Origin of the sequence: Snodgrassella alvi wkB2 (assembly GCF_000600005.1) — a bacterium.
GTDB lineage: Bacteria > Pseudomonadota > Gammaproteobacteria > Burkholderiales > Neisseriaceae > Snodgrassella > Snodgrassella alvi.
On record NZ_CP007446.1, the window covers coordinates 1,653,864 to 1,678,612 of the forward strand.

The window sequence follows — 24,749 nt, forward strand, 5'->3', positions numbered from 1 at the left end:
TTTCTGTTTAAATATTCTTTGGTTTTCTTTTCAGCAAAACAGGCTTGACATTCAACTTAGGTGAAGGTTTAAGCTGTTCTTTTTCTTCATAAGAATCATTATGCACAGAAGAGACTTCCTCAGATATTCGGCCATGGTAAGCGCCGCAGCTACGCTACCGCTTTCTGCTTATGCTCTGAATACTTTGGATTTACCGGTACTGGCTATTCCGCCATTATTAGATACCGGTAAAGATAACAGGATTCAGCTCACTATTCAGCAGGGCACCAGCCGTTTTGGCAAATATCAGACGCAGACATGGGGCTATAATGGTGCTTTGCTTGGTCCTGCTATACGTATTTTCCGGGGCAAACCGGTACAGATAAAACTGCAAAACCAATTAACTGAAGCCACAACAGTACACTGGCATGGTCTGGAAGTACCGGGTGAAGCAGATGGCGGACCTCAGGCCTGTATCCCAGCCGGACAAGCACGAGTAATTGAATTTACCTCAAGCCAGCCTGCTGCAACATGTTGGTTCCACCCGCACCAGCATGGGCAGACCGGACGTCAGGTAGCAATGGGGCTGGCAGGTTTGCTGTTGCTGGAAGATACTGTCAGTACTGGTCTGCCTATCCCCAAAAACTGGGGATTAGATGATATTCCTCTGATCGTACAGGATAAAAAATTTAATGCAGCCGGACAAATTGATTATCAGCTTGATGTTATGAGTGCTGCCATAGGCTGGTTTGGAGATACTCTGCTGTGTAATGGTCAGATATATCCGCAGCATAACGCGCCGCGTGGCTGGTTGCGATTACGTCTGCTTAATGGCTGTAATGCCAGAACACTGAACTTTGCCTGTAGTGATGGCCGCCCTTTATATGTTATTGCCAGTGACGGTGGCTTTCTGCCTCAGCCGGTAACGGTGTCCAGCCTGTCGGTATTGCCCGGTGAACGTTTTGAAGTAATGGTTGACACCAGTAACGGTAAAGCATTTGATTTGCTTACTTTACCGGTAAAACAGATGGGCATGAATCTGCCGCCTTTTGATCAGCCCTGCCCGATAGTTCGTGTATCTGTACTTTCTTCGCGTAATGATGCATCTTTACCCGATCAGCTTACCAGCTCTCTGCCTGTATTACCGGCTCTGTCTCAGCTTGTACACCGCCATTTTCAGCTGTCTATGGATCCTGAGCTGGACAGTATGGGTATGCAGGCTTTACAGCAACTGGCGGGAAAATCAGCTATGCCAATGGAGCATATGTCTATGCATCAGTCTCATATGGAAATGATGCATAATATGCACACGGATAAAAACGCATTAGATTTAATGCATGCCAACAGGATTAACGGACAGACTTTTGATATGAATAAGCCGGCATTTGCCGCCAGTAAAGGGAAATATGAGTGCTGGGAAATATCCGGTTTAGGCGATATGATGCTGCACCCGTTTCATATTCATGGTACTCAGTTTCGCATTCTTAATGAAAACGGACAACCGCCTGCTGCTCATCGCTCAGGCTGGAAAGATACGGTACGGGTAGAAGGTGGTGTAAGTAAGGTATTGGTGAAATTCAACCACAGTGCGCCAGCAAGTTTTCCTTACATGGCTCATTGCCACATACTGGAACATGAAGATACCGGGATGATGCTGGGGTTTACTGTCTGAATATGCGTTCGTTACAAGCTGAATTTTTTCAGATATTTAAAAACTGAAGCTAATAATACTTATGGATTAATAAAACGTTAAATTAGCTGCGCCAATAAATATTTTTCCATAAGCCGAATTAGCATAAACAATGAAATTCTGGCATGAAAATATATGATCTTTTCAATAATATTCCATAAGTGTCATCGTATCAGGTCTGATAATATCCCGATAAAAATATAAACCACTCAAAACGATTGGTTTTGAGTGGTTTCTTATGTCAGTTATTAATTAGCTGCACTGGTACGAATCAGATAATCAAAAGCACTTAATGCCGCTTTAGCACCTTCACCGGCAGCAATAATAATCTGCTTATAGGGTACGTTTGTACAGTCACCGGCGGCAAAAACACCCGGCACACTGGTTTTACCAAAAGCATCGATTACAATCTCGTGCATTGGCTCAGTTAAGTCTACTGTACCTTGCAAAAATCCGGTATTCGGTAATAAACCAATCTGAACAAAAATACCTTCCAATGCCAGATGATGCTCTGTATTGCTTACCCGATCCAGATAATTCAGACCATTAACTTTGCCGTTTTCGCCGGTTACCTCTGTAGTCTGAGCATTCATAATAATCTGAACATTAGGCAGACTATGCAATTTTTGCTGTAATACTTCATCAGCACGCATTTTGCCGGAAAACTCCAGCAGAGTAACATGCTTAACAACGCCAGCCAGATCAATGGCAGCTTCTGCACCGGAATTACCACCACCAATTACGGCTACATCTTTGCCTTTGAATAACGGGCCATCACAATGCGGACAATAAGTCACACCTTTCGTACGGTATTCCTGCTCACCGGGCACATTCATTGAGCGCCAGTGTGCACCTGTAGACAGGATAACTGTACGCGATTTTAAAACAGCACCACTTTCTGTATGTACTTCAATCAGTCCGCCTGTAGTTTTAGCCGGTACCAGCGCACTAACTCTTTGCAAATTCATAATATCGACATCATAACTGCGTACGTGGCTTTCCAGATCATGGGCAAAACGCGGACCGTCGGTACGTAAAACTGATATGTAATTTTCAATATCCAGCGTGTCGAGAACCTGACCACCAAAACGTTCGGCCACAATACCGGTACGAATACCTTTACGTGCTGCATATACAGCGGCAGCAGCACCGGCAGGTCCCCCGCCCACAATCAGCACGTCAAACGGTGCTTTTGCATTTAATTCATCAACTGCCGCACTGGCGGCATTGCTGTCCAGTTTAGCAACAATTTCCGCCAGTTCCATTCTGCCCTGACCAAATGGTTCACCATTCAGAAAAACGGCCGGCACACCCATAATCTGTTTCGCTTCAATTTCTTCCTGAAACAATGCTCCGTCAATAGCTGTATGGCTGATATTCGGATTGAGAATAGACATCAGATTCAATGCCTGTATAACATCCGGACAATTGTGACAGGTAATAGAATAATAAGTTTCGAAGTGATAACTGCCCTGCAAATTTTTAATTTGTTGCTGTAATGATTCTGCTTCTTTAGATGGATGACCGCCCACCTGCAATAAAGCCAGTACCAGTGAACTGAATTCATGCCCCATCGGATTACCGGCAAAAACCAGTCCTGTATGCACACCGGGATTAGTGATTTCAAAAGATGGCTTACGTTCAGACTGACCATCGGTACGCAGACTGACTTTATCGCTTAACGCCTCTACTTCCTGTAACAGTGCCAGCATGTCGCGAGCACCTTTACTTTCGTCCAGCGTAGCAATTATTTCAACCGGTCTGGTTACATATTCAAGATAAGCTTTTAGTTGGTTTTTCAAAGTGTCGTCTAACATTTTACTGCTCCATTACATTAATAAAAATAAACTATAGATATTCTGTTTTTGATAGCCTGCATTTTTGTTTTAGTAAAAAGCCCGGATACCGCAGCCGGTATTCGGGCTGAATGACTGTTTATTTAACAGTAAGTTTCTGATGTGTGTATTTAAGTGTGTTAGATTTTACCAACCAGTTCCAGAGAAGGAGCCAGAGTTTTTTCGCCTTCTTTCCATTTAGCAGGACAAACTTCACCCGGATGAGAAGCAACATATTGTGCAGCTTTAACTTTACGTACCAGATCTGAAGCTTCACGACCGATACCTTCAGCAGTTACTTCCACACACTGGATAATACCCTGCGGGTCAACCAGGAATGTAGCACGGTCAGCGGAACCCTGACCTTCACGCAGTACACCAAAATTAGTTGTCAGGGTAGCATTGCGGTCACCCAGCATAAAGTATTTAATTTTGGCAATTGTGTCAGAAGCATCGTGCCATGCTTTATGAGTAAAATGAGTATCGGTAGAAACAGAGTAAACTTCTACGCCCAGTTTCTGCAATTCTTCATAGTGGTCAGCCAGATCACCTAATTCAGTAGGACAAACAAAAGTAAAATCTGCCGGATAGAAAAAGAATATAGACCATTTACCTTTTACGTCAGCATCACTGATGTCTACAAATTTACCATTATGAAAGGCAGTGGTATTGAACGGTTTGATTTCAGTGTTAACATTAGCAACCATGAAATATCTCCTTGAATGTACAGGTTGAATTAATCGATGGATGTATAGTACACAAATTTACTCAATAAATATAATCAAATGATTTTATGTAATCGATAGTTTTTATTTTTCATAAAAAACAATGTATTATATTTTCAGGATTATAAAAATAACTTACAAACCAGATAAATACACTAAATTCATATATAAAAACTATTATAAACAGCCATTAGCTGTATGGGAGTTACTCTGCCAAAATCTAAAATTGTTGTAACTAAACCGGTCACAGCTTGTATGCTGCACATTACTGATATTTGCCCTGTGCATTTATCAAGATTAATATACAGATTATCATAAAAAAAGAAGTCAAATTAAGATTGATACCGGCAAAAAATTTTTTCACTTTTTAGTTTCAGTTTAATTCTGCTACTGAATATTTGCAGGTGATGTATGGTATGAAAACACATATTCTGCAATTGATAATATTTATACTGGTACTCATATGGTCTGCTTATCAGCCGCATGACTACCCTACCTGGTGGCTTGAAGTTTTTCCGGCATTGCTAGGATTGATACTTCTTGTATTCACCTATTCCCGTTTTCGTTTCAGTCAGCTTATGTACTGGGTAGTTTTAGTTCATGCAATTATATTACTGATTGGCGGACATTACACTTATGCCGAAGAGCCGGTATTTAATTATCTACGCGGTGTATTTGGCTGGACACGTAATAATTACGATAAGCTTGGACATTTTTTTCAGGGTTTTTCACCAGCTATTATAGCCAGTGAATTACTATGGAGATTACAAATTGTACGCTACCGCGGCTGGGTGATATTTTTGAGTGGTTGTGTCTGCATGACGATTAGCGCCATATACGAATTGTTTGAGTGGCTGGTAGCCATACTGAGTAATCAGGAAGCTGTCACTTTTCTTGGCACACAGGGCGATGTATGGGATACACAGAAAGATATGCTTTGGTGTCTGATAGGTTGCAGCACCATGCTTATCTATCTTTATTTTAGTAAACGGCACTTACGGAGACCATCACGTTAAAACCGCAGTTACCATTACAAGTAAAAATCAGATCGGATCCAACTGATAACAGCAAAGTATCTGATTAGTCTTGCATGGCAGCTTTGACTAAAGCTGCCATCTCTTAAAGCTCAGGTAATCAGGCGGAAACAGATTGTGTTTTTTCCAGTTTGATTTTCAATTCTTTGATATCTTCTTCAAATATCATAATTACGCCCAGATAGGCCATACCAAACATCATAGCCGTAATGAATGAGCTGGCAATTGCCATGGTATTCATCCAGACCAGACCCACAGCAAATACCAGAAAACACAAAGCAAATATGACGTTAAAATAGAACTTTACTCTTTTAAATTTTTGCTCTTTGTGTGCAAGCTGTACACTTAGTTCATTACTGTTTGTTGCAAATTCAGCAGTTTGGTTCATGTGTTCAAACTCCAGTAAATGTAAAGCTAATGAATATTATTGTAATGTCAAATTTCAAGACAAGGCTATTTTAACCGGTATTACACTCGTAATGAAGTACTATTTTAACAAATTGATATAAGAGAATAACTCTGAAAAAATTTTGTTAACGCATATTTAATCAGATATACATCCGCAAAATTATCAATTTATTTATATGACATATTCTAAATATTTTTAATTTATAACTAATATTCAAATATATATATAGTTTTAAAACTGCATAGCTTCAAAAATTTTATTTACTGTCTGTTCAGATTACGGCTAACCTTTCATCAAATTTATATATACTTATTAGCTATAAGAACTGATTTATTTGCCACACTTTATTAGGTATAAATAGAATAAAATGTTATCAGTCTGAATCTTAAAAAATTAAAAAGGCTGAAACCATCAGTCAGTTTCAGCCTTGTTTATCAATAAACAAATTACTTCTTATCTGCTAAGAAGATATTCTATTAATAACAATCGTTATTTAACTATTTTCAAACCTTTTTTCGCACCAGATTTATTACTGTCATCTGCAGGTAAACTCTCTGATACAGAAGGCTGGCTTTCAGATACGGTGTTATCCTCGCCTGCTGTCGGGTGTTCACTGTTTTCAGTAAGAGGTTCTACATCAAACCCCATGCCGTCACCAGTTTCTCTGGCAAAAAGACTGATTACATGACCAACCGGAATCCATATATCATGAGAAACGCCGCCAAAACGGGCAGAAAAACTAACCCATTCATTATCTATATTCAGATTATGTGCGGCTACAGGCCCGATATTAAGCACAATTTCATTGTCTTTTACATACTGAAGCGGTACCTGAGTTTTATCATTTACCCATACAGCAATATGCGGTGTATAACCACTATCCAGCGCCCATTCATACAGTGCCCGCAGAATATACGGTTTGGTGTTCAGCTTGTTCATTGTCCTCCCCTTTGTCAGGATAATTTAACGACGCATCGCTTTCTCGGCAGGTGTTAAGGCATCAATAAACGCTTCACGCTGAAAAATACGTTCCGCATATTTAAGCAATGGCGCAGCTGATTTTGGCAGCTTAATATCATAGTGATCCAGACGCCACAAAAGCGGAGCCAGCGCCACATCAATCATGGAGAAATCATCACCGATAATATATTTGTTTTTAGTGAATGCAGGAGCCAGCATCGTTAAGCCCTGAGTAATGGCTTCGCGGGCTTTGTTCATTTCCTTATTACTTGATTCAGGATTTTCCAGCACCAGTACATGACTGAACAGTTCTTTTTCCAGACGATATAAAACAAGACGGCCGCGACCACGCATAATCGGGTCTGCCGGCATTAGCTGCGGATGCGGAAACCGCTCATCAATATATTCATTAATAATATTGGATTCATATAAAATTAGGTCACGTTCAACCAGAACAGGAACCTGATTATACGGATTCATCACGGCCAGATCTTCCGGCTTATTGAAAACGTCTACATCTTTAATTTCAAAATCCATGCCTTTTTCATAAAGCACAAAGCTGCAACGCTGACTAAACGGGCAAGTAATACCCGCATATAATGTCATCATAATTAGTTTCCCAGAATTACTGTATAATCAATACAGTGTGGTGTTTAAGAATTATCCAATTATAGACAAATGACTCTATTTTTACCAGAAAAATAGCTTAAGTTTATGTTTATTAAAATTTTTATTATATAAATTACCGCTAATCACACAAAATTCATTTAAGCCGGATTAGGCTCGTCAAAAAACTGCTGAGTAATCCCGAATTCACTGGCTAATGCACAGGCAAGTGCCTGAATACCATATCTTTCGGTAGCATGATGTCCTGCCGCGATGAATACCACTCCGCATTCCTGAGCCAGATGGTATTGCGGTTCGGATATTTCACCTGTAATAAATGCATCAACCCCGGCATCAATAGCCTGCTGAAAAAAACTCTGGCCGCCGCCGGTACACCAGGCCAGCCTGCGTACTGGTTGTTGTTTGTCAGCACATAACAATATGGGTTTGTGATTCAGGCCTAGCTCAATCCCCTGAGCCAGCTGTTCTGCAGTTTGCTCATAGGTTAAAGCACCGTACTGAATTAAATTCTGTTCACCGCCACAGCCGGTAATCTGCCAGCCTAAACGCTGAGCCAGCTGCACATTATTCCCTAAGCGCGGATGCGCATCCAGCGGTAAATGATAGCCAACCAGATTAATATTATTGGCTAATAATGTCTGAATACGGCGTTTTTTCCAGCCTGTAATTACAGCCGCTTCATTTTTCCAGAACATACCATGATGAACCAGCAGCATATCTGCCTGCTGTTTTACGGCAAAATCAATAGCAGCCTGGCTGGCAGTGACAGCACAAACAATAGTGCTAACTTCATCCCTGCCCTCTATCTGTAACCCATTCGGGCTGTAATCTCGAAACTGAGCAACCGCCAGCTCCTGAGCGCACCAGCCTAAAATTTCTTTTCTGAAAGCCATAAATTTCCTTTAATCGTGCAAAACATTGCAGTCTGCTTTGTTAATACATAGCTTTATTCTTATTTCAATAAAGTCATTATACTAACAAGCACAGGGAGAAAGCTGAAAATGTCTGAATACAGCTGACTGAATATGAAATTATAAAAAATCATTATCTTTAAATAAAATATTTATATGCTTTGTGATTAACCAAATAAATGTTATTTTATATTAATATTTATTAAAATAATGTAGTACTAAATTTAAAAGCTCGCAGATTTTTTGGAATATCAAAATGAAAACATTGTTTTTGTTATTAATTTTAAGTTTATGCGGATATCTTAACAGCAACAATGATCGTGCACAGGACAAAATTAAAAAATTGGAGGAACAACGGATAATGACAGACACCACAGAGATTACTGTCCGTATTCCGTCAAAAGTATCGGATAAAAAGTTAGAAATTACACTTCCTCGCTGTTTCTTTGGTACAAATCTGAAACATCAAATTATTGATGGAAAGGTTGAAGAAATTGCTGTTAGCATTATGTACCAGTTACCTACATTTTCCGATTTCCCTAATAATGAAGAAGCAATTTATCAATGTCCTGATTTTTCTAAACCAATTACAACATTAGGTATTTTCCCATTGTTTCCCATAGTAGGCAAAACTGAATTGGAATATGGAAATTACTGGTTAAAACAGCAATACTTTAGATTTTCTATTAAAGAACAAAAAAATAATTTGGCACTATATCGTGCTGGCATTGATAGGAAATTAGCCATATTTGCTAATCAATCTGATCGTAGTCAACAAGATATTAGCATTGAATTTTGGCCTTTTGACTCGAATAATAAAGATGATTCATATCCACATCAGACTGATATACATTCTGTATTATACGAAGAGTTTGGTTTAAGTTATACGATATATTCTTCAAGATATTTACATGGGAAGAATAAACCACTAGTAAGCCAGAACTATTTTGCTGATGGATTAATTCAAATATATATGCACAATGAAAGCTTACTTGATCACCCGGAAATTCAACTTGGTTTCATTCAGAATAATAACCGTATTCTGGATTATATCCATCAGCACAGTAAAGTCGTTGATTAGCTAGTGCATTAGCTAAAAATTTTTAAAATTTTCAGATTTTATTTCAAACGTCTTAAAGCAAAATAAATTAATAAAATTATATTATTACGGATAAAAATATGAAATATTGGCTTTGTATACTGCTTTTATGCTTAACCGGCTGCTTTAATGGCAGCAGTGAACAGGACAAAATTAAAAAAATGGAGGAACAACGGATAATGACAGACACCACAGAGATTACTGTGCGCATTCCATCAAAAGTATCAGGTAAAAAACTGGAGATTACCCTGCCGCGCTGCATGTTTGGTTTTAGTATAAAAAATAAAATTATTGATGGTATAGTCGAGCAAAAGGCAGCAGCAGTTATATTTGCCTTACCTACTTTATCAGGTTTTCCCAATGATGAAGAAGCAATTCATCGATGTCCTGATTTTTCTAAGCCTGTTGTAGGCCTCAGTTTTGCACCGTTATATCGCAATATAAAAGCAGAAAAACTGGAATATGGAAATCATTGGTTCAAACGGGAAAATTACCGATTCCGATTAAAAGAAAAGAAAAATAATCAGGAATTGTATTATATTGGTATTTCAGGAAAACAAACTATGTTTATTAATAAATCCGAAACCAATCAACAAGATTTAAGAATTGATTTCTGGCCATTTGATGTTAAGGATGAATACAATGCTTTTCCGCATCAAATTGATATTTATTCTGTTTTAGATAAAGAGTTTAGTGTTGCTTACACTGTATATTCCTCGAGATTTCTACATGGGAAGTATAAACCACCAGTAAGCCAGAACTATTTTGCTGATGGATTAATTCAAATATATAAGCACAATGAAAGCTTACTTGATCATCCGGAAATTCAACTGGGTTTTATTCAGAATAATAACCGTATTCTGGATTATATCCATCAGCACAGTAAAGTAGTTACAGACCAGAATCATTAAGAATAGCCATATAGTTACTCTTGCTGATATTTGATTATAGAAAACACTAAAACTATTAATTCCTCACCATATAAAATTAATTTTTCAATATATTATTAAGATAAAAAGCTGCCGGTACTAATGATGCAACCGGCAGCTTTTTATCTTGAAATAATTAGTTTTGCAGAGCTGTCTTTATGCGCTGATGTAAATTCTGAATACTGTAAACATCAGTACGGGATAAACGGCTTACACCTTCACTCATCGCTAAAGCACCTGCGATAGTGGTATATAAAGGAATACGCATATTCAGTGCACTACGGCGGATTGAATGGCTGTCTTTAATAGACTGTACATCACTGCTGACAGTATTAACAACCAGAGCAATCTCACCGTTTTTAATGGCATCCACAATATGCGGGCGCCCTTCAGTTACCTTATTCACCACTTGCACATTGATTCCGTGCTCAGCCAGAAAAGCTGCTGTCCCGCGAGTGGCACATAGTCCGTATCCGAGCGACTGAAAATTGGTTGCCACCTGAACAACAGCAGGTTTGTCTTCATTACGTACAGCCAGAAACACTTTACCAATAGTCGGCATACGTTCACCCGCTCCGAGCTGGGCTTTTAAATATGCTTCGGCAAATGTTTCACCGACACCCATTACTTCACCGGTAGAGCGCATTTCGGGTCCGAGAATAGTATCTACGCCGGGAAATTTAATAAAAGGAAATACGGCTTCCTTAACTGCAAAAAATTCAGGAATAACTTCTTGTGTGTAACCCTGTTCGGCCAATGAGATACCGGCCATAACCCTTGCTCCGATTTTAGCAAGAGACACACTTGTGGCTTTAGATACAAATGGAACAGTACGTGAAGCACGCGGATTGACCTCAAGTACGTAAACGATATCATCCTGTACCGCAAACTGCACATTCATCAGACCAACTACATCTAAAGCCATTGCCATGGCTGCTGTCTGACGACGAATTTCATTCTGAATATCTTCACTTAGCGAATAAGGCGGAATGGAACATGCTGAATCGCCACTATGGACACCTGCCTGTTCCACATGCTGCATGATGCCGCCGATAACCACCTGTTTGCCATCACATACACAATCTACATCTACTTCAATAGCGTGGCTGAGAAAGTAATCAAGCAATACTGGGCTATCATTGGATACTTGTACAGCTTCGCGCATATAAGTTTGTAATTCATTAGATGAATGCACTACCTGCATAGCTCGTCCGCCAAGTACATAAGATGGCCGTACTACCAGCGGATAACCAACTTCTTCAGCCAGTTGCAGTGCCTCTGCCTCTGTACGTGCTGTACGGTTTTCCGGCTGACGCAATCCCAGTTTGTGCAGAATCTGCTGAAAACGCTCACGGTCTTCTGCTGCATCAATGGCATCGGCTGAGGTACCGATAATATTGACACCATTAGCTACCAGTTCATTAGCCAGTTTTAAAGGTGTCTGACCGCCATAATGCACAATGAGACCGTCAGGTTGTTCGGTATGACAGATTTCCAGTACGTCTTCAAGGGTAAGCGGCTCGAAATACAATCTGTCAGAAGTATCATAATCTGTCGAAACGGTTTCAGGATTACAGTTCACCATAATGGTTTCAAAACCGGATTCGCGCAATGCTAATGCAGCATGTACACAGCAATAATCAAACTCAATACCCTGACCGATACGATTTGGTCCGCCACCAAGAATCATAATTTTTTTACGCTGTGTCGGTTCCGCTTCGCATTCTTCTTCATAAGTTGAGTACAGATAGGCAGTATCGGTCGCAAATTCAGCTGCACAGGTATCTACGCGTTTAAAAACCGGATGCAGATTCATGGCATAACGATGCTGTCTGACACTGGCTTCATCCTGATTAAGCAATTGCGCCAGCCGTTTATCAGCAAAACCTTTGCGTTTGAGTTTACGCAGATAATTGTAATCGATATCTTCCAGTCTGATCGCTGTCAGTTTCTGTTCTTCGCTAACCAGATCAGCAATCTGTGCCAGAAACCACGGATCAATAGCACAAATTGTATAGATTTCCTCTAATGAAAAGCCGGCACGAAATGCATCAGCGACATACAGTATCCGTTCAGGACCGGGATTAGCCAGTTCACGCTGAATGGCTGCACGGTCACTGCTGCGGCAATCAAAGCCGCTCAGACCAACCTCCAGACCGCGCAGAGCTTTATGAACAGACTCCTGAAATGTACGGCCGATAGCCATTACTTCCCCGACTGATTTCATCTGTGTCGTCAGGCGATCATCTGCGGACGGAAATTTTTCAAAGGCAAAACGGGGAACTTTGGTTACCACATAATCAATGGAAGGCTCAAAGGAAGCTGGTGTGCGTCCGCCGGTTATATCATTTTGCAATTCATTCAGTGTATAGCCTATTGCCAGCTTAGCTGCGATTTTGGCAATCGGAAAACCGGTAGCTTTAGAAGCCAGAGCAGAAGAACGGCTGACACGCGGATTCATTTCAATCACAATCATTTCGCCGTTTTGCGGATTAACAGCAAACTGCACATTAGAGCCACCGGTATCCACACCGATTTCACGCAGCACTGCCAGAGAGGCATCACGCATCAGCTGATATTCTTTATCCGTCAGTGTTTGTGCCGGAGCTACTGTAATCGAATCACCGGTATGTACGCCGCACGGATCAAAATTTTCTATTGAACAGATAATAATGCAATTGTCGGCACGGTCACGCACCACTTCCATTTCATATTCTTTCCAACCCAGTACAGACTGTTCGACCAGTAATTCATGAGTAGGTGAAGCATCGAAACCACGTTCACAAATAGTAATAAATTCATCTTTATTGTAGGCAATACCGCCGCCACTGCCGCCCATGGTGAAAGACGGGCGAATTAATGCAGGAAATCCAACCTGTGCCTGTGCCTCCAGTGCCTGCTCCATGCTATGGCAAATAAAGGATTTCGGGGTATGCAGACCGATTTTATTCATTGCTTCTTTAAAACGGCCGCGGTCTTCTGCTTTATCAATTGCATCTTCGGATGCACCAATCAGTTCTACCTGATATTTTTTCAGGATACCGTTATGTGCCAGATCAAGGGCACAGTTGAGTGCCGTTTGTCCGCCCATCGTTGGCAAAATGGCATCGGGACGTTCTTTTTCAATAATTTTTGCCACTGTCTGCCACATAATCGGCTCAATGTAAGTAACATCAGCCATATCCGGATCTGTCATAATCGTAGCCGGATTGGAATTAACCAGAATGACTTTATAGCCCTCTTCACGCAATGCCTTGCATGCCTGAGCTCCAGAGTAGTCAAACTCGCATGCCTGACCAATTACAATAGGACCGGCACCAATAATTAGGATAGATTTTAAGTCTGTGCGCTTAGGCATACTGATACCTTTATCAAAAATTATCTGTTAATTTAGCGGTACGGCAGGATTGATTTTCTGGCAATCAATCGGTCATTCGATACTTGCCGTCCATAATTTCAGTGCAAACGCAATAAACATCAGCCCGATTGTGGCTACTGCCCCGGCAGCCAGACGCTGATAGTGATGAAACCACTTGACCAGCGATAAACCACTGAATATCAGTACGCTTAGATAAGTCAGGCTGAAAATTTGCAAAATAATAGCCAGCAGTAGAAAACTATAAGCCGGATGTGCGTAATGCGGATCAACAAACTGAACAAAAAAAGCCAGAAAAAACAAAATTGCTTTCGGGTTTAACAAACTGAGCAGCAAAGCATGCTGAAAGTAATGACGTGCCGGAAGCGGTTTACTGGCTTGTGCCGGCTCACACAATGATTGTCTGAAAACATCTGCAGCAGCCTGCTGACGTCTGTTCCATTGCTTAAGAGCTGAACGCAGCAACTGCCAGCCCAGATAAAACAAATACAAACCACCGACCAGTTTCAGTATTAAAAACAATGCAGGTATGGTTTTGATAATTGATGTTGCACCTGAAGCTGAAAGCAACATCAAAATACTGTCACCCAGAAATATTCCGGCAACCGCACAATAAGCAGCCCGTGCTCCATATTTTCCGGCCATGGCCAGACAATACATTGAATTTGGTCCCGGCAGCAGAACAATTGCTATGGCACCGACAATATACGTTCCCAGATCAGTAATACCAAACATGGGGATTCCTGTACTTTTTTACTATTCTCAATAAATGTAGTTCGTAATATCACGCAATTAATTTTTATTTGCCGCCTGCATATGTTCGATAAAGCGGTCAAAAAGGTAGGCAACGTCGTGCGGGCCCGGACTGGCTTCCGGATGTCCCTGAAATGAAAAAGCCGGCTGACTGGTCATGCTAATACCTTGTAGTGAACCGTCAAACAGCGATTTATGAGTAATACGAACATTTTCCGGTAAAGTATCTGCATCTACTTCAAAACCATGATTCTGACTGGTAATCACAACCCGGCCGGTATCCATATCCTGTACCGGATGATTGGCTCCGTGATGACCAAAAGGCATTTTGCGGGTTTTCGCCCCTAAGGCCAGACCAAGCAGCTGATGTCCCAGACAAATACCGAATAGCGGCAGTTTATGTGCCAGAATTTCCTGTACAGCTTTAATGGCATAATCACAGGGTTCCGGATCACCCGGTCCGTTAGACAGAAATACGCCGTCAGGATTCAATGCCAGTACTTCAGCTGCCGGTGTAGTAGCAGGAACCACAGTCAGACGGCAGCCCCGTGCACTCAGCATACGCAAAATATTGGTTTTTACCCCGAAATCGTAGGCAACCACATGATATCCGGCTTCCTGCGGCTGAACATAACCCTGCCCCAGCTGCCATTCACCCTGAGTAAATTCATATTTTGCAGAACAGCTTACTTCTCGTGCCAAATCTTTTCCGGCCATACTGCCAAAAGCACGTGCAATTTCCAGAGCCTGTTCTTTATTTGCATCAGCGCCAGTCAGAATACAGCCGGCCTGTGAACCTTTATCTCGCAGCAAACGGGTAAGGCGTCGGGTATCAATATCTGCGATTGCCACAGTATGCTGACGTTTCAGATAATCGGACAGGCTTTCTTGCGCACGAAAATTACTGTGCAATAAAGGTAAGTCGCGAATAATTAATCCGGAAGCATAAATTTGTTTACTCTCAGTGTCTTCACTATTGATGCCGGTATTGCCGATATGCGGATAAGTAAGAGTCACCATCTGCTGAGTATAAGACGGATCAGTGAGGATTTCCTGATAGCCAGTCATGCTAGTATTGAAGACTACTTCACCAACTGCCTGCCCGGCTGCGCCAATGCTGACACCATGAAATACGGAACCGTCAGCCAACACCAGAATTGCACTTGTAGTCATGGATGAGTCCTGTGTATTTAATAGACCGTCAATAACGACAATCTGTTTTTTATGGATTAATAATCGTGCTTCCAGTTACCAGTTGCAGGCAAAAAAAAACACGCCACTTCACGCAAAAAGCGTGAGCTACGTGCTTGATTATGGCAGAGACATAATATCTGACACTGCCATGAAAGCAATGCATTTTAGCTAATCTTCTCTGCTTTGGCAATGCAGATATTACTAAATAAAAAAGAAAATTTTTATTAATCTGCTGAGCAGCCCGCCGGCTGCCCTTTAGACTGACTGCAAATTTTACAACATTATTTTAGCGTACATGATAATTCGGTGCTTCTTTGGTGATTTGCACATCGTGTACATGCGACTCACTCATACCTGCTGCGGTAATTTCAACAAATTCTGCCTTATCATGCATCTCATGAATGGTTTTACAGCCCAGATAGCCCATACTGGAGCGTAATCCGCCAACGAGCTGATGGATAATTTGGCTGATTGGTCCTTTGTAAGGTACTCGTCCCTCAATGCCCTCTGGCACATATTTATCAGCGCTGGAGACATTATCCTGAAAATAGCGGTCAGATGAGCCCTGGCTCATGGCTCCCATTGAACCCATACCACGATAGGATTTATAAGAGCGTCCCTGATAAAGCTCGATTTCGCCCGGCGCTTCTTCAGTACCGGCGAACATACCGCCCAGCATTACCGCAGAGGCGCCGGCTGCCAGTGCTTTAGCCAGATCACCTGAAAAGCGTATACCACCGTCAGCAATCAGCGGCACGCCGGTACCGGCAAGTTCTGTAGCCACATTATGAATAGCGGTTAACTGCGGCACACCTACACCGGCTACTATACGGGTTGTACAGATAGAACCTGGCCCAATGCCAACTTTAACTGCATCCGCTCCGGCTGCAACCAGATCACGCGCAGCAGCTGCTGTTGCTATATTACCGCCAATGACATCTACATCCGGATAATGCTGTTTTACCCAGCGTACACGTTCTATTACACCCTGACTGTGTCCATGTGCTGTATCCACCACCAGCACATCTACTCCGGCCTGTACCAGTGCAGCTACCCGCTCGTCTGTGTCTTTTCCGACTCCTACTGCAGCGCCTACTCTCAGCCGTCCTTCACTGTCTTTATTGGCATTAGGAAAAGCTGTGTTTTTTAATATGTCTTTTACTGTAATCAGACCTTTCAGCGCCCAGTCTTCATTCACAACCAGCACACGCTCAATTTTATGTGTATGCATTAATTCACGGGCATCATCGATACTGGTAGTTTCACTTACAGTAACCAGACGCTCACGCGGAGTCATAATACTGGATACTTTTTGCTGCAGATTACGTTCAAAACGTAAATCCCGGTTAGTAACCAAACCAACAACTTTGCCATTTTCCAGTACCGGTAAGCTGGAAACTTTGTATTTACGCCCGGGACCAATTAAATCGCCAATCAGCGTATCAGGTGTAATGGTTACCGGATCTTTGACCACTCCGCTTTCATATCGTTTAACATTGGCTACGGCACGTGCCTGTCGTTCAACACTCATGTTTTTGTGAATAATGCCAATACCGCCTTCCTGAGCCATGGAAATAGCCAGCTTAGCCTCAGTAACCGTATCCATCGCCGCTGAAACCAGGGGTAAATTCAGATGAATCCTGCGGGTAAGCGGAGTTTTTAGAATAACGTCGCGCGGCAGTACTTCAGAATGAGCAGGTACGAGCAGCACGTCGTCAAAAGTGTAAGCTTTTTCGACTATACGCATTTTAGGGCTTCTTTTTAGAGGATGAGAAGAAATTCAGATAAGGGAATTGGCGGGCAATTTTAACAAATATACGACACACTCGCAAAATATACTTTTACATAAACCGGTCAATTGGCAAACATTGGTTTTTTTTATCGTATAATAGTCAAAACATATATTTTCAAACCCAAGGAAAAGTAAACATGCGTCACAAAATACTGAAAATGTCACTGGCAATGGTACTGATGGGCAGCACATTAATAGCAGGTGCTGTGGAGGTATATACATGGCGTGATAACAAAGGCGTAAATGAATACTCAGACACCCCAGTTAATCTTTTACCTGCTAAAACTCAGCGTTTTAATGTGCGCACACAGGTTGCCACACCTGTAGCCGCACCTCAGCCTAATGCTGAAGCCAGTTCTGATTCAATAGCAGAACAGCAGGCAAAACTTAACCGTAAAATTGAAGAACAGAACAAGCTGACAGATGAGCGGAACAAAAAAATTGAAGAACAAAACAAGAAAAACCGTGAAGCCGCCTGCAAAACTTCGCAGATGAACCGTCAAATGGCTGACAGTCTGCGCACCAATAATCGCGATGCGCTGATTAAACGTTATGATGAAGATGTACGACTGAATTGTAAATAAATTTTTACTCTTGACTATTTTACTCCTTATCCATAAGTTGTTTACGCAGCTTATGGATTTTTTTATGGCTGCATACATAGTTGTTAACCAGATATACCATTACTATGACCAATACCACAGCCACATCATCCAGCAATGCTGACAGTAATAAATTTGATATAGCTCTGTTTCTTAAAAACCTGCCTTTAGTGCCGGGTGTATACCGCATGCTCGATGCAAATGATAAAGTATTATATGTGGGCAAAGCAGTGAATCTGAAACGCCGTGTCAGCAGCTACTTTCAGAAAACCGATTTATCGCCCCGGATTCAGCTTATGGTGAAACAAGTGGCGCGAATTGAAATTACAGCCACTCATTCAGAAACAGAAGCATTGATTCTGGAAAATAACTTTATTAAGGCATTATCGCCGAAATACAATATTCTGTTCCGGGATGATAAAAGCTATCCTTATCTGATGCTGAGCGGACATCAGTTCCCGCAAATGGCGTATTACCGCGGCAGTCTGAAAAAAAATAACCAGTATTTCGGTCCTTATCCTAATGGCTATGCGGTACGTAACAGCATCCAGACATTACAGAAAGTATTCAGACTGCGTACTTGTGAAGATAGTGTGTTTGAGCATCGCGACCGTGCCTGTCTGCTTTATCAGATTAAGCGTTGTTCCGGTCCATGTACAGGGCATATCACAGTTGAAGATTATCAGAGCAGTGTTAAAGCTGCGATCAGCTTTCTGCAGGGAAAAACCAGTGAGCTGACTGCTTCTTTGCATACCAAAATGCAACATGCTGCTGAACAGCTGGATTTTGAAACGGCAGCACAGGTGCGAGATCAGATTCAGGCACTGGGGCTAATGCAGTCTCAGCAATTTATAGACAGCAAACAGGCTCGTCACAATGACATTGATATTCTTGCGCTGGCTGAAGAAAATGATATTGTATGTATTCACTGGGTTAGCATTCGCGGCGGCCGGCATGTCGGGGATAAAAACTTTTTTCCAGATACTCGCTACCGTGTTGCCGAAAAACTCAATCACTATGGAGAGGCATTTGCTGCACAACACTATCTGGGTAAAAATAAGCCGGATATCATTATCAGTAATTTTCAGCTGCCCAAAAGCCTGTGTGAAGCACTGAACAACGAAAACGGTAAACAGATTCAGTTTATCCATAAAACTGTAGGTGAACGGCGCGTGTGGCTGAATATGGCGGAACGCAATGCACATATGGCTATTGAACAGCATCGTTTACAGCAGCATAGCCAGCAACACCGTATTGAAGCGCTGGCTCAACTGCTGGATATGGATGCAGAAAATCTCAACCGGATTGAATGTTTTGATATCAGCCATACTCAGGGCGAAGCTACTATTGCTTCATGTGTAGTATATGAAGATGAAGCTATGCAGCCTGCCAAATATCGTCGCTACAACATTACAACCGCAAAGGCTGGTGATGATTATGCCGCCATGCGCGAAGTATTAACCCGTCGCTACGGACGACTGGCAGATAATGATGACAGTATCGGTGCGTGGCCGGATCTGGTGCTCATAGACGGAGGCAAAGGTCAGGTACATATGGCTCTGGATGTATGGCAGGAACTGGGTATTCATATTCCGATAGTCGGCATTGCCAAAGGTCCGGAACGTAAAGCCGGACTGGAAGAGCTGATTATTCCGCATCAGCAGCGCAATATCAGGGTAGAACCGCACAATCCAGCTCTGCATTTGTTACAGACTGTCCGGGATGAATCTCACCGCTTTGCCATTACCGGCCATCGGCAGAAACGTGCGAAAGCAAGAGTCACTTCTTCACTCAACGACATACCGGGTATTGGCAGCAAAAGGCGTCAGGCACTATTAACTCGTTTTGGGGGTTTGCGCGGCGTGGTTGCTGCCAGTGTGCATGATCTGAGTCAGACGGAAGGTATTAGCCTTGCTCTGGCCGAAAAGATATATGATGCTTTACATTAGTACAAATATATCAATCTGATTATTATAAGATTTATTAATATTACCAATAAACAATACCGGAATATCCAGAAATTTTATTTACAATACTGAATATACAATTATGGAATGCCTGAAACATTGCTGCCTGTGTTAAATATCATCTTTAGATAATACCGGGTATTTTCAGAAATTTGTCAAAATAATATTTATCTCTTCATTAAACTACATACTGATGACTGGAAACCAGAGATACCGGATATTATTAATAATTTCCGGTAATGTTACCAGTGTTACCAGCTTACAGACAGCGTACAGAAGGCAGAAAATTTTACCCAGAATCCAACTAAAATATTTTTTTTCTTTACATAAAAAGAATACATAAATATAATTATCTTTGAATCTGTTAAATGAAATAATAAAAAAACGGAAATAATTCAAATTTCTTTGCATAAAAAATTATCTAGAAATTATTTAATATTATTTGTCAGCTATTTTATATTTATACTGTGTTCAGTTGGAGTAATTTTATTTTTATGATGAATGTGAACGATCAGGCGCAAGTTTTTTTTTAGGTTTAATAGCACTGATTAATTTTTTATTTTCTATAGTTATTAGAGCTTTAAAAGCAATTTTTTCCGAACTGAAAATAAACAATCACTTTCATTTAAATTTTTACTGTTTAATTTCACACTATTTCTTATTACCTTTTTTATCAGTATTTTGGGTTATAGATTATTAAGTGCCTATTATAATCAAACAGATATTGTTTTAGTTAAATATTCTCTGCTGTTCTTTTTGTATCTTTATCTGTTTTTTAATTTTATTTTTCGCCAAAATAATCAAATGGCTTTTCTTACGTTCAGCTTAATGATAAAAATTTTAACTAATTAATTCCGGAAAAAAGCAGATGAAATTCACTCAATACTTACTGCAAAATAAATATGATGACTTGTATCGTTATATATTTAATTAAGAATCAATATACTTATTCCGTGTTCAATTATTTATAACATCAGCACCAAATGCAGCATTTTAATTAGAAATGTAATAGCCCGAGCCAGAATTAATTTTTAAACAGTCATTCATAATATACAAACAGCTAGTGATAAATCTAAACATTTTAATGAGTTCAGCAGTAGATAATATTATTTTCCAGTCGCTGTAATTTAAGGCAATTAAGATAACTGACTCATCAATATAATGATCAATTATATATATGATTTAAATCAAACCACAACATTTAAATATATTTAATTTAAAAAAGATTTATATATAATAAAATAATTTTTATTGACAATAAAATTTAAATATGATTCAGCATTACTTAAATCGCAGAAAATTGATCAGATTTTTAATTAACTATTTAATATTTACAATAGTTTTTTTCATTATACTCCAACTCCTTACTGGTTTTAGAGATATAAATGAATTTTTTACACGAGAGTCAGTTTTGGCTCTGATGGAAATAACTTTCATTCTCTTTTTATACTTCTTTTTTTTGTTCAAAACGACTAAAACTATTTTCATTCGCAACAGCAAAAATCAATTATCTTCTTTTAAATCTTTATTTTTTAAATTAGCACTTAACATTGGTTTGATTTTGCTATTTCACTTTGTTGTTTATTTATTAGGTATCGACAGAGATTTAGCGTACACTATTTATGGTTTAATGATATATTTCATTTTATATTGCTGGGCAGTCAGTTTTTTTATACTAATAAATATAAAAATCATAAAATATTTTTTACGGGCAGAAAAAAATGTTCAGATTTCTTCTTATAGACTTGTATCCGAAGATTTATTTATGTTTTTAACTAGTTACTCATTAGTTATAATCTGCATGATTGGATTTTACTATTCTATTGGTGATTATACTTACCAATTCAAGCTTTTGCTTGGAATCGGAAAATTAAACTTAATTCTGCTCGGAATTAATTTTTTAACTTTTATATTGATTATATCTGTTTCTACTATTAAACCTGTAAAATATATTTTTTTTAATATTGAAAATAGTGAATCCTTTTCATTTATTTCTTTACTTAGCAGCTCCGGATTATCTCTGATAAACTGCCTCTTTTTGTTTTTTATTAACGGTATATTATTTTTTATAGAATCTTCACAACTTATACAACTTGTTTTCATTTCAGGTGAAATTTTCTGCTTGTGTATCTTTATTCGTTTTTTTATTTTACTTCTTGCCAAAATATTCAAATTACTTTTGTTTTATTCCGCAAATATAATAAAATTAATTAGTAAATAATTTTTAAAGTCAATAATCTAAATATTAAGTATAAGAATAGTCGAATTATCAGAAAATAATTTTCTATTCTACTAGCAAACATATTTTCTTCAATGCCAAAATTAATTTAAACATCTGTCAATTCTACTTTTTAAAAAGGAAGTTTATAGAAAAATTCTGTCTTTTCTTTAACTATTTAGTGTATAGAGCCAGAGATATTAGGAATATTTCATTTATTTTGATTAGTAAATAGCTTTGGCTTTTTTTAAAACAAAATAACCTACTTTTGTAGGTTATTTTGTTTAAATTTATATTTATCAATAAGATCTACAAATAATATAATTACCGTATTGATTTTTGTAACCAAAATAGATTTTATTTTGTGGATTAATATATTTCTTATCTAAATAACTTGATATCCCATAAAAACTACTTATTTCTTTCGGAACTTCAAAATGTTTGTGAATATCAATTCTAGATTCTGGCTCTCCTTCTATAAAAATTATTTTATTATTATTTATAATAAAACTTCCAACTGTTCCAGATAATGGCTTTATTTCTTTATCAGAAGCAGCCCATCCAGATATTCTATAAATCCTTTGATTTGATGGATAAGCAATCTCAACATCCTCAATAGACCCAAAACACTTATCTGAAAGTTGAAGATTTTGGTCTAATTTTTTAACATTTTTCAAAATTAAATCCGCATCAATATCAGTTATAGCAGGTTGCTTCTTTTGTATACTCGAAATATGTTTGTATTTTTCCCAGTATATAATTGGGTCTGGATCATTTTGTATCTGATCTAATAATTTAAAACTATAATCACTATTGGTAACATTTGTTTTTACATTGATAAATGATGAATATATATCTAGTAAATTTAAACCACTTATCGTTTTATTAAAATTAATATGTTTTTCTTCTTTTGAATCTAAATAAAATAAAGGAACCTGATACTCTTCATATAAATCTACATCATGAAAAGAATGTTTTTTTTCAACAGACAGTCCATGATCAGAAAAATACATCAATTTATATTTTTTCCCTTTTAAATTTTCAGTTATGAGTTTAATAAATGAATCAAGCTTTTCTATTGTAGCTGCATAACAACCAGCTTCACTATTTATATTAAAACTAGGTTTAAATTCTCCTAATCTTTTACATACTGGTTCATGAGAACCCATCATATGAATAAATATAACTTTCGAATTCTGATTTTTATTTATTATTTGTGAAAATACGGGTAACATTTCAATATCATCATTTGCACCAGAATCAAAATCGCCTTTTTTTAAAAAATGTGCCGAACTTGCTAATTTGGATAAGTTAAAAAGTAAATCATCACCCCATCCATTTACTCCTTGATTACTAATCCAGTATGTTTCATATCCAGATTTATTTGCAAGAGAAATGACATTAATACCCCATAAAATTTGATTTTCATTTGGATTAGCTTTAAACAACATCCGTGATAATGAGGAAACTGTATTTGGCCCAGGTGATACAAATCCATTAATAAAAATACCTTTTGCTGAATTAAGAAACGGAGTTGTGTTATTGGGATAACCATATACTGACATATAATCTCTACGTACCGACTCTCCAATAATAACTACCCTTATTTCTGTATCATCATTATTATCTATTTTACCTTCTATTTTAATTGCTCTACTATCACCTAAATTTATTCGTTGTTCTTCTTTTTGTTTGCGAATAACTTTCCATGAATCTATTGAATTTTTTAAAAAGGCGTTTCTATTTATACCATGATGATTAACTGAGATACCAAATAAACTGACTATATATAAAAATATAAATGCGATGATAGTAAAGTATTTAAATTTATATTTTTCTTTTTTTGTTATTTGATATATAAAAAATTGGATAATTATATATAAAACAGATAAAAATATTTCATATTTAATAGCCATTAAATAGCCAATAACTTCTAATTTATTGGTTTGTATTAAGGATATTAAAATTGCTTCTGTCGGCTTGCCATAAATAATTCCAGTTGGAAAATAAAAAGATAAAACAGAAAAAGTAACCAATAAAATTATTGATGTAAATCTGTATTTAGTACCAAAGATATAACAACCCAAAAATATCAAACCAACAATTATATCTTTATTTTCCCAATTTTTTGTATAACCAAGCCCGAATAATAAAATGATAGATGATACAATATATAAAAAATATAATAATATATTCTTTCGTAACATAATAAAAACTTTACCTTTTGAACAAAGAAAGATTAATCTTTACTTTCATATAAACTTTAAATTTTTTATTTTGTAATAAAATAATTTATTGAAATAACAATCAATAAAAACTTTCAAAATAATCAATCAAATAAATCTTTTCTTAAATAAAATTTGACTGGGTTAATTATACCTGAATATATATGGTAAAGATAGCATATCATTCAATATCCTTTACATATAAAAACAATATCCTTTACATATAAAAACAATATAATTAACATACTAATAAATTAATATTTACTTTTTATATTAATAATGTTATAATTATCCATACATAAAAGCTTAATAAATATTTAATTTAAAAATAAATTTTATTAGCATTATCTATAAATTTAGATTAGTAAATAACAAATCTTTAATTACCAATATCTTATTCATACAAAATTAAACAAATTATCAA

Annotated in this window: 17 protein-coding genes; 6 read left to right on the forward strand and 11 right to left on the reverse strand. The window is 38.3% G+C overall.

The features are described from left to right. The first annotated feature begins 100 nt into the window (after positions 1–100). Positions 101–1,651: a multicopper oxidase CueO gene (gene cueO / locus SALWKB2_RS07520; protein WP_025331056.1), complete on the forward strand. Its 1,551-nt coding sequence runs from the start codon at positions 101–103 to the stop codon at positions 1,649–1,651. A gap of 266 nt (positions 1,652–1,917) precedes the next feature. Here cueO and ahpF read toward each other — a convergent pair whose 3' ends face one another. Both ahpF and ahpC read right to left on the reverse strand, forming a co-directional pair. Further along, positions 1,918–3,486, reverse strand: a complete 1,569-nt coding sequence (gene ahpF / locus SALWKB2_RS07525; RefSeq protein WP_025331057.1) for an alkyl hydroperoxide reductase subunit F — start codon at positions 3,484–3,486, stop codon at positions 1,918–1,920. A gap of 158 nt (positions 3,487–3,644) precedes the next feature. Further along, the gene (ahpC, locus tag SALWKB2_RS07530; RefSeq protein ID WP_025331058.1) at positions 3,645–4,211 is read right to left on the reverse strand and encodes an alkyl hydroperoxide reductase subunit C; all 567 of its coding nucleotides are present in this window, start codon (positions 4,209–4,211) and stop codon (positions 3,645–3,647) included. 434 nt (positions 4,212–4,645) lie between these two features. Between ahpC and SALWKB2_RS07535 the strand changes: the two genes are divergently transcribed. Then, entirely contained in the window at positions 4,646–5,245 is a 600-nt protein-coding gene (locus SALWKB2_RS07535) for a DUF2238 domain-containing protein (RefSeq protein WP_025331059.1), read from the forward strand. A gap of 118 nt (positions 5,246–5,363) precedes the next feature. Here SALWKB2_RS07535 and SALWKB2_RS07540 read toward each other — a convergent pair whose 3' ends face one another. From SALWKB2_RS07540 to SALWKB2_RS07555, 4 genes are all read right to left on the reverse strand, one after another. After that, positions 5,364–5,651: a hypothetical protein gene (locus SALWKB2_RS07540; protein WP_025331060.1), complete on the reverse strand. Its 288-nt coding sequence runs from the start codon at positions 5,649–5,651 to the stop codon at positions 5,364–5,366. 510 nt (positions 5,652–6,161) lie between these two features. Then, positions 6,162–6,611, reverse strand: a complete 450-nt coding sequence (locus tag SALWKB2_RS07545) for a ClpXP protease specificity-enhancing factor (protein WP_025331061.1) — start codon at positions 6,609–6,611, stop codon at positions 6,162–6,164. A gap of 24 nt (positions 6,612–6,635) precedes the next feature. Continuing rightward, the gene (locus SALWKB2_RS07550; protein WP_025331062.1) at positions 6,636–7,241 is read right to left on the reverse strand and encodes a glutathione S-transferase N-terminal domain-containing protein; all 606 of its coding nucleotides are present in this window, start codon (positions 7,239–7,241) and stop codon (positions 6,636–6,638) included. 158 nt (positions 7,242–7,399) lie between these two features. Then, positions 7,400–8,152 carry a Nif3-like dinuclear metal center hexameric protein gene (locus SALWKB2_RS07555; protein WP_025331063.1) on the reverse strand — a complete coding sequence of 251 codons (753 nt, stop codon included), beginning with the start codon at positions 8,150–8,152 and terminating at the stop codon, positions 7,400–7,402. Positions 8,153–8,426: 274 nt separating this feature from the next. Between SALWKB2_RS07555 and SALWKB2_RS07560 the strand changes: the two genes are divergently transcribed. Then, complete coding sequence (locus SALWKB2_RS07560) at positions 8,427–9,251, forward strand: hypothetical protein (protein ID WP_025331064.1); 825 nt, start codon at positions 8,427–8,429, stop codon at positions 9,249–9,251. A gap of 98 nt (positions 9,252–9,349) precedes the next feature. Continuing rightward, a complete protein-coding gene (locus tag SALWKB2_RS07565; RefSeq protein WP_025331065.1) occupies positions 9,350–10,180 on the forward strand; it encodes a hypothetical protein in 831 nt (276 codons plus the stop codon). A gap of 154 nt (positions 10,181–10,334) precedes the next feature. On the opposite strand, the gene carB is transcribed toward SALWKB2_RS07565, so the two are convergent. The 4 genes from carB to guaB all read right to left on the reverse strand — a co-directional run bounded on the left by carB (position 10,335) and on the right by guaB (position 17,268). After that, entirely contained in the window at positions 10,335–13,556 is a 3,222-nt protein-coding gene (carB, locus tag SALWKB2_RS07570) for a carbamoyl-phosphate synthase large subunit (protein WP_025331066.1), read from the reverse strand. Positions 13,557–13,628: 72 nt separating this feature from the next. Further along, positions 13,629–14,309: a leucine efflux protein LeuE gene (gene leuE / locus SALWKB2_RS07575; RefSeq protein WP_025331067.1), complete on the reverse strand. Its 681-nt coding sequence runs from the start codon at positions 14,307–14,309 to the stop codon at positions 13,629–13,631. A gap of 57 nt (positions 14,310–14,366) precedes the next feature. Continuing rightward, entirely contained in the window at positions 14,367–15,500 is a 1,134-nt protein-coding gene (gene carA / locus SALWKB2_RS07580) for a glutamine-hydrolyzing carbamoyl-phosphate synthase small subunit (RefSeq protein ID WP_025331068.1), read from the reverse strand. 307 nt (positions 15,501–15,807) lie between these two features. Next, positions 15,808–17,268: an IMP dehydrogenase gene (gene guaB, locus SALWKB2_RS07585; protein ID WP_025331069.1), complete on the reverse strand. Its 1,461-nt coding sequence runs from the start codon at positions 17,266–17,268 to the stop codon at positions 15,808–15,810. Between the two features lie 182 nt (positions 17,269–17,450). Between guaB and SALWKB2_RS07590 the strand changes: the two genes are divergently transcribed. Together SALWKB2_RS07590 and uvrC are read left to right on the forward strand one after the other, a co-directional pair. Then, positions 17,451–17,897, forward strand: a complete 447-nt coding sequence (locus SALWKB2_RS07590) for a DUF4124 domain-containing protein (protein ID WP_025331070.1) — start codon at positions 17,451–17,453, stop codon at positions 17,895–17,897. A 104-nt stretch (positions 17,898–18,001) separates the two neighbouring features. After that, the gene (uvrC, locus tag SALWKB2_RS07595; protein ID WP_025331071.1) at positions 18,002–19,864 is read left to right on the forward strand and encodes an excinuclease ABC subunit UvrC; all 1,863 of its coding nucleotides are present in this window, start codon (positions 18,002–18,004) and stop codon (positions 19,862–19,864) included. Positions 19,865–22,399: 2,535 nt separating this feature from the next. Here the strand turns inward: uvrC and SALWKB2_RS07610 are convergent. Beyond that, the gene (locus SALWKB2_RS07610; RefSeq protein ID WP_025331074.1) at positions 22,400–24,307 is read right to left on the reverse strand and encodes a phosphoethanolamine transferase; all 1,908 of its coding nucleotides are present in this window, start codon (positions 24,305–24,307) and stop codon (positions 22,400–22,402) included. Between the last annotated feature and the right edge of the window lie 442 nt (positions 24,308–24,749).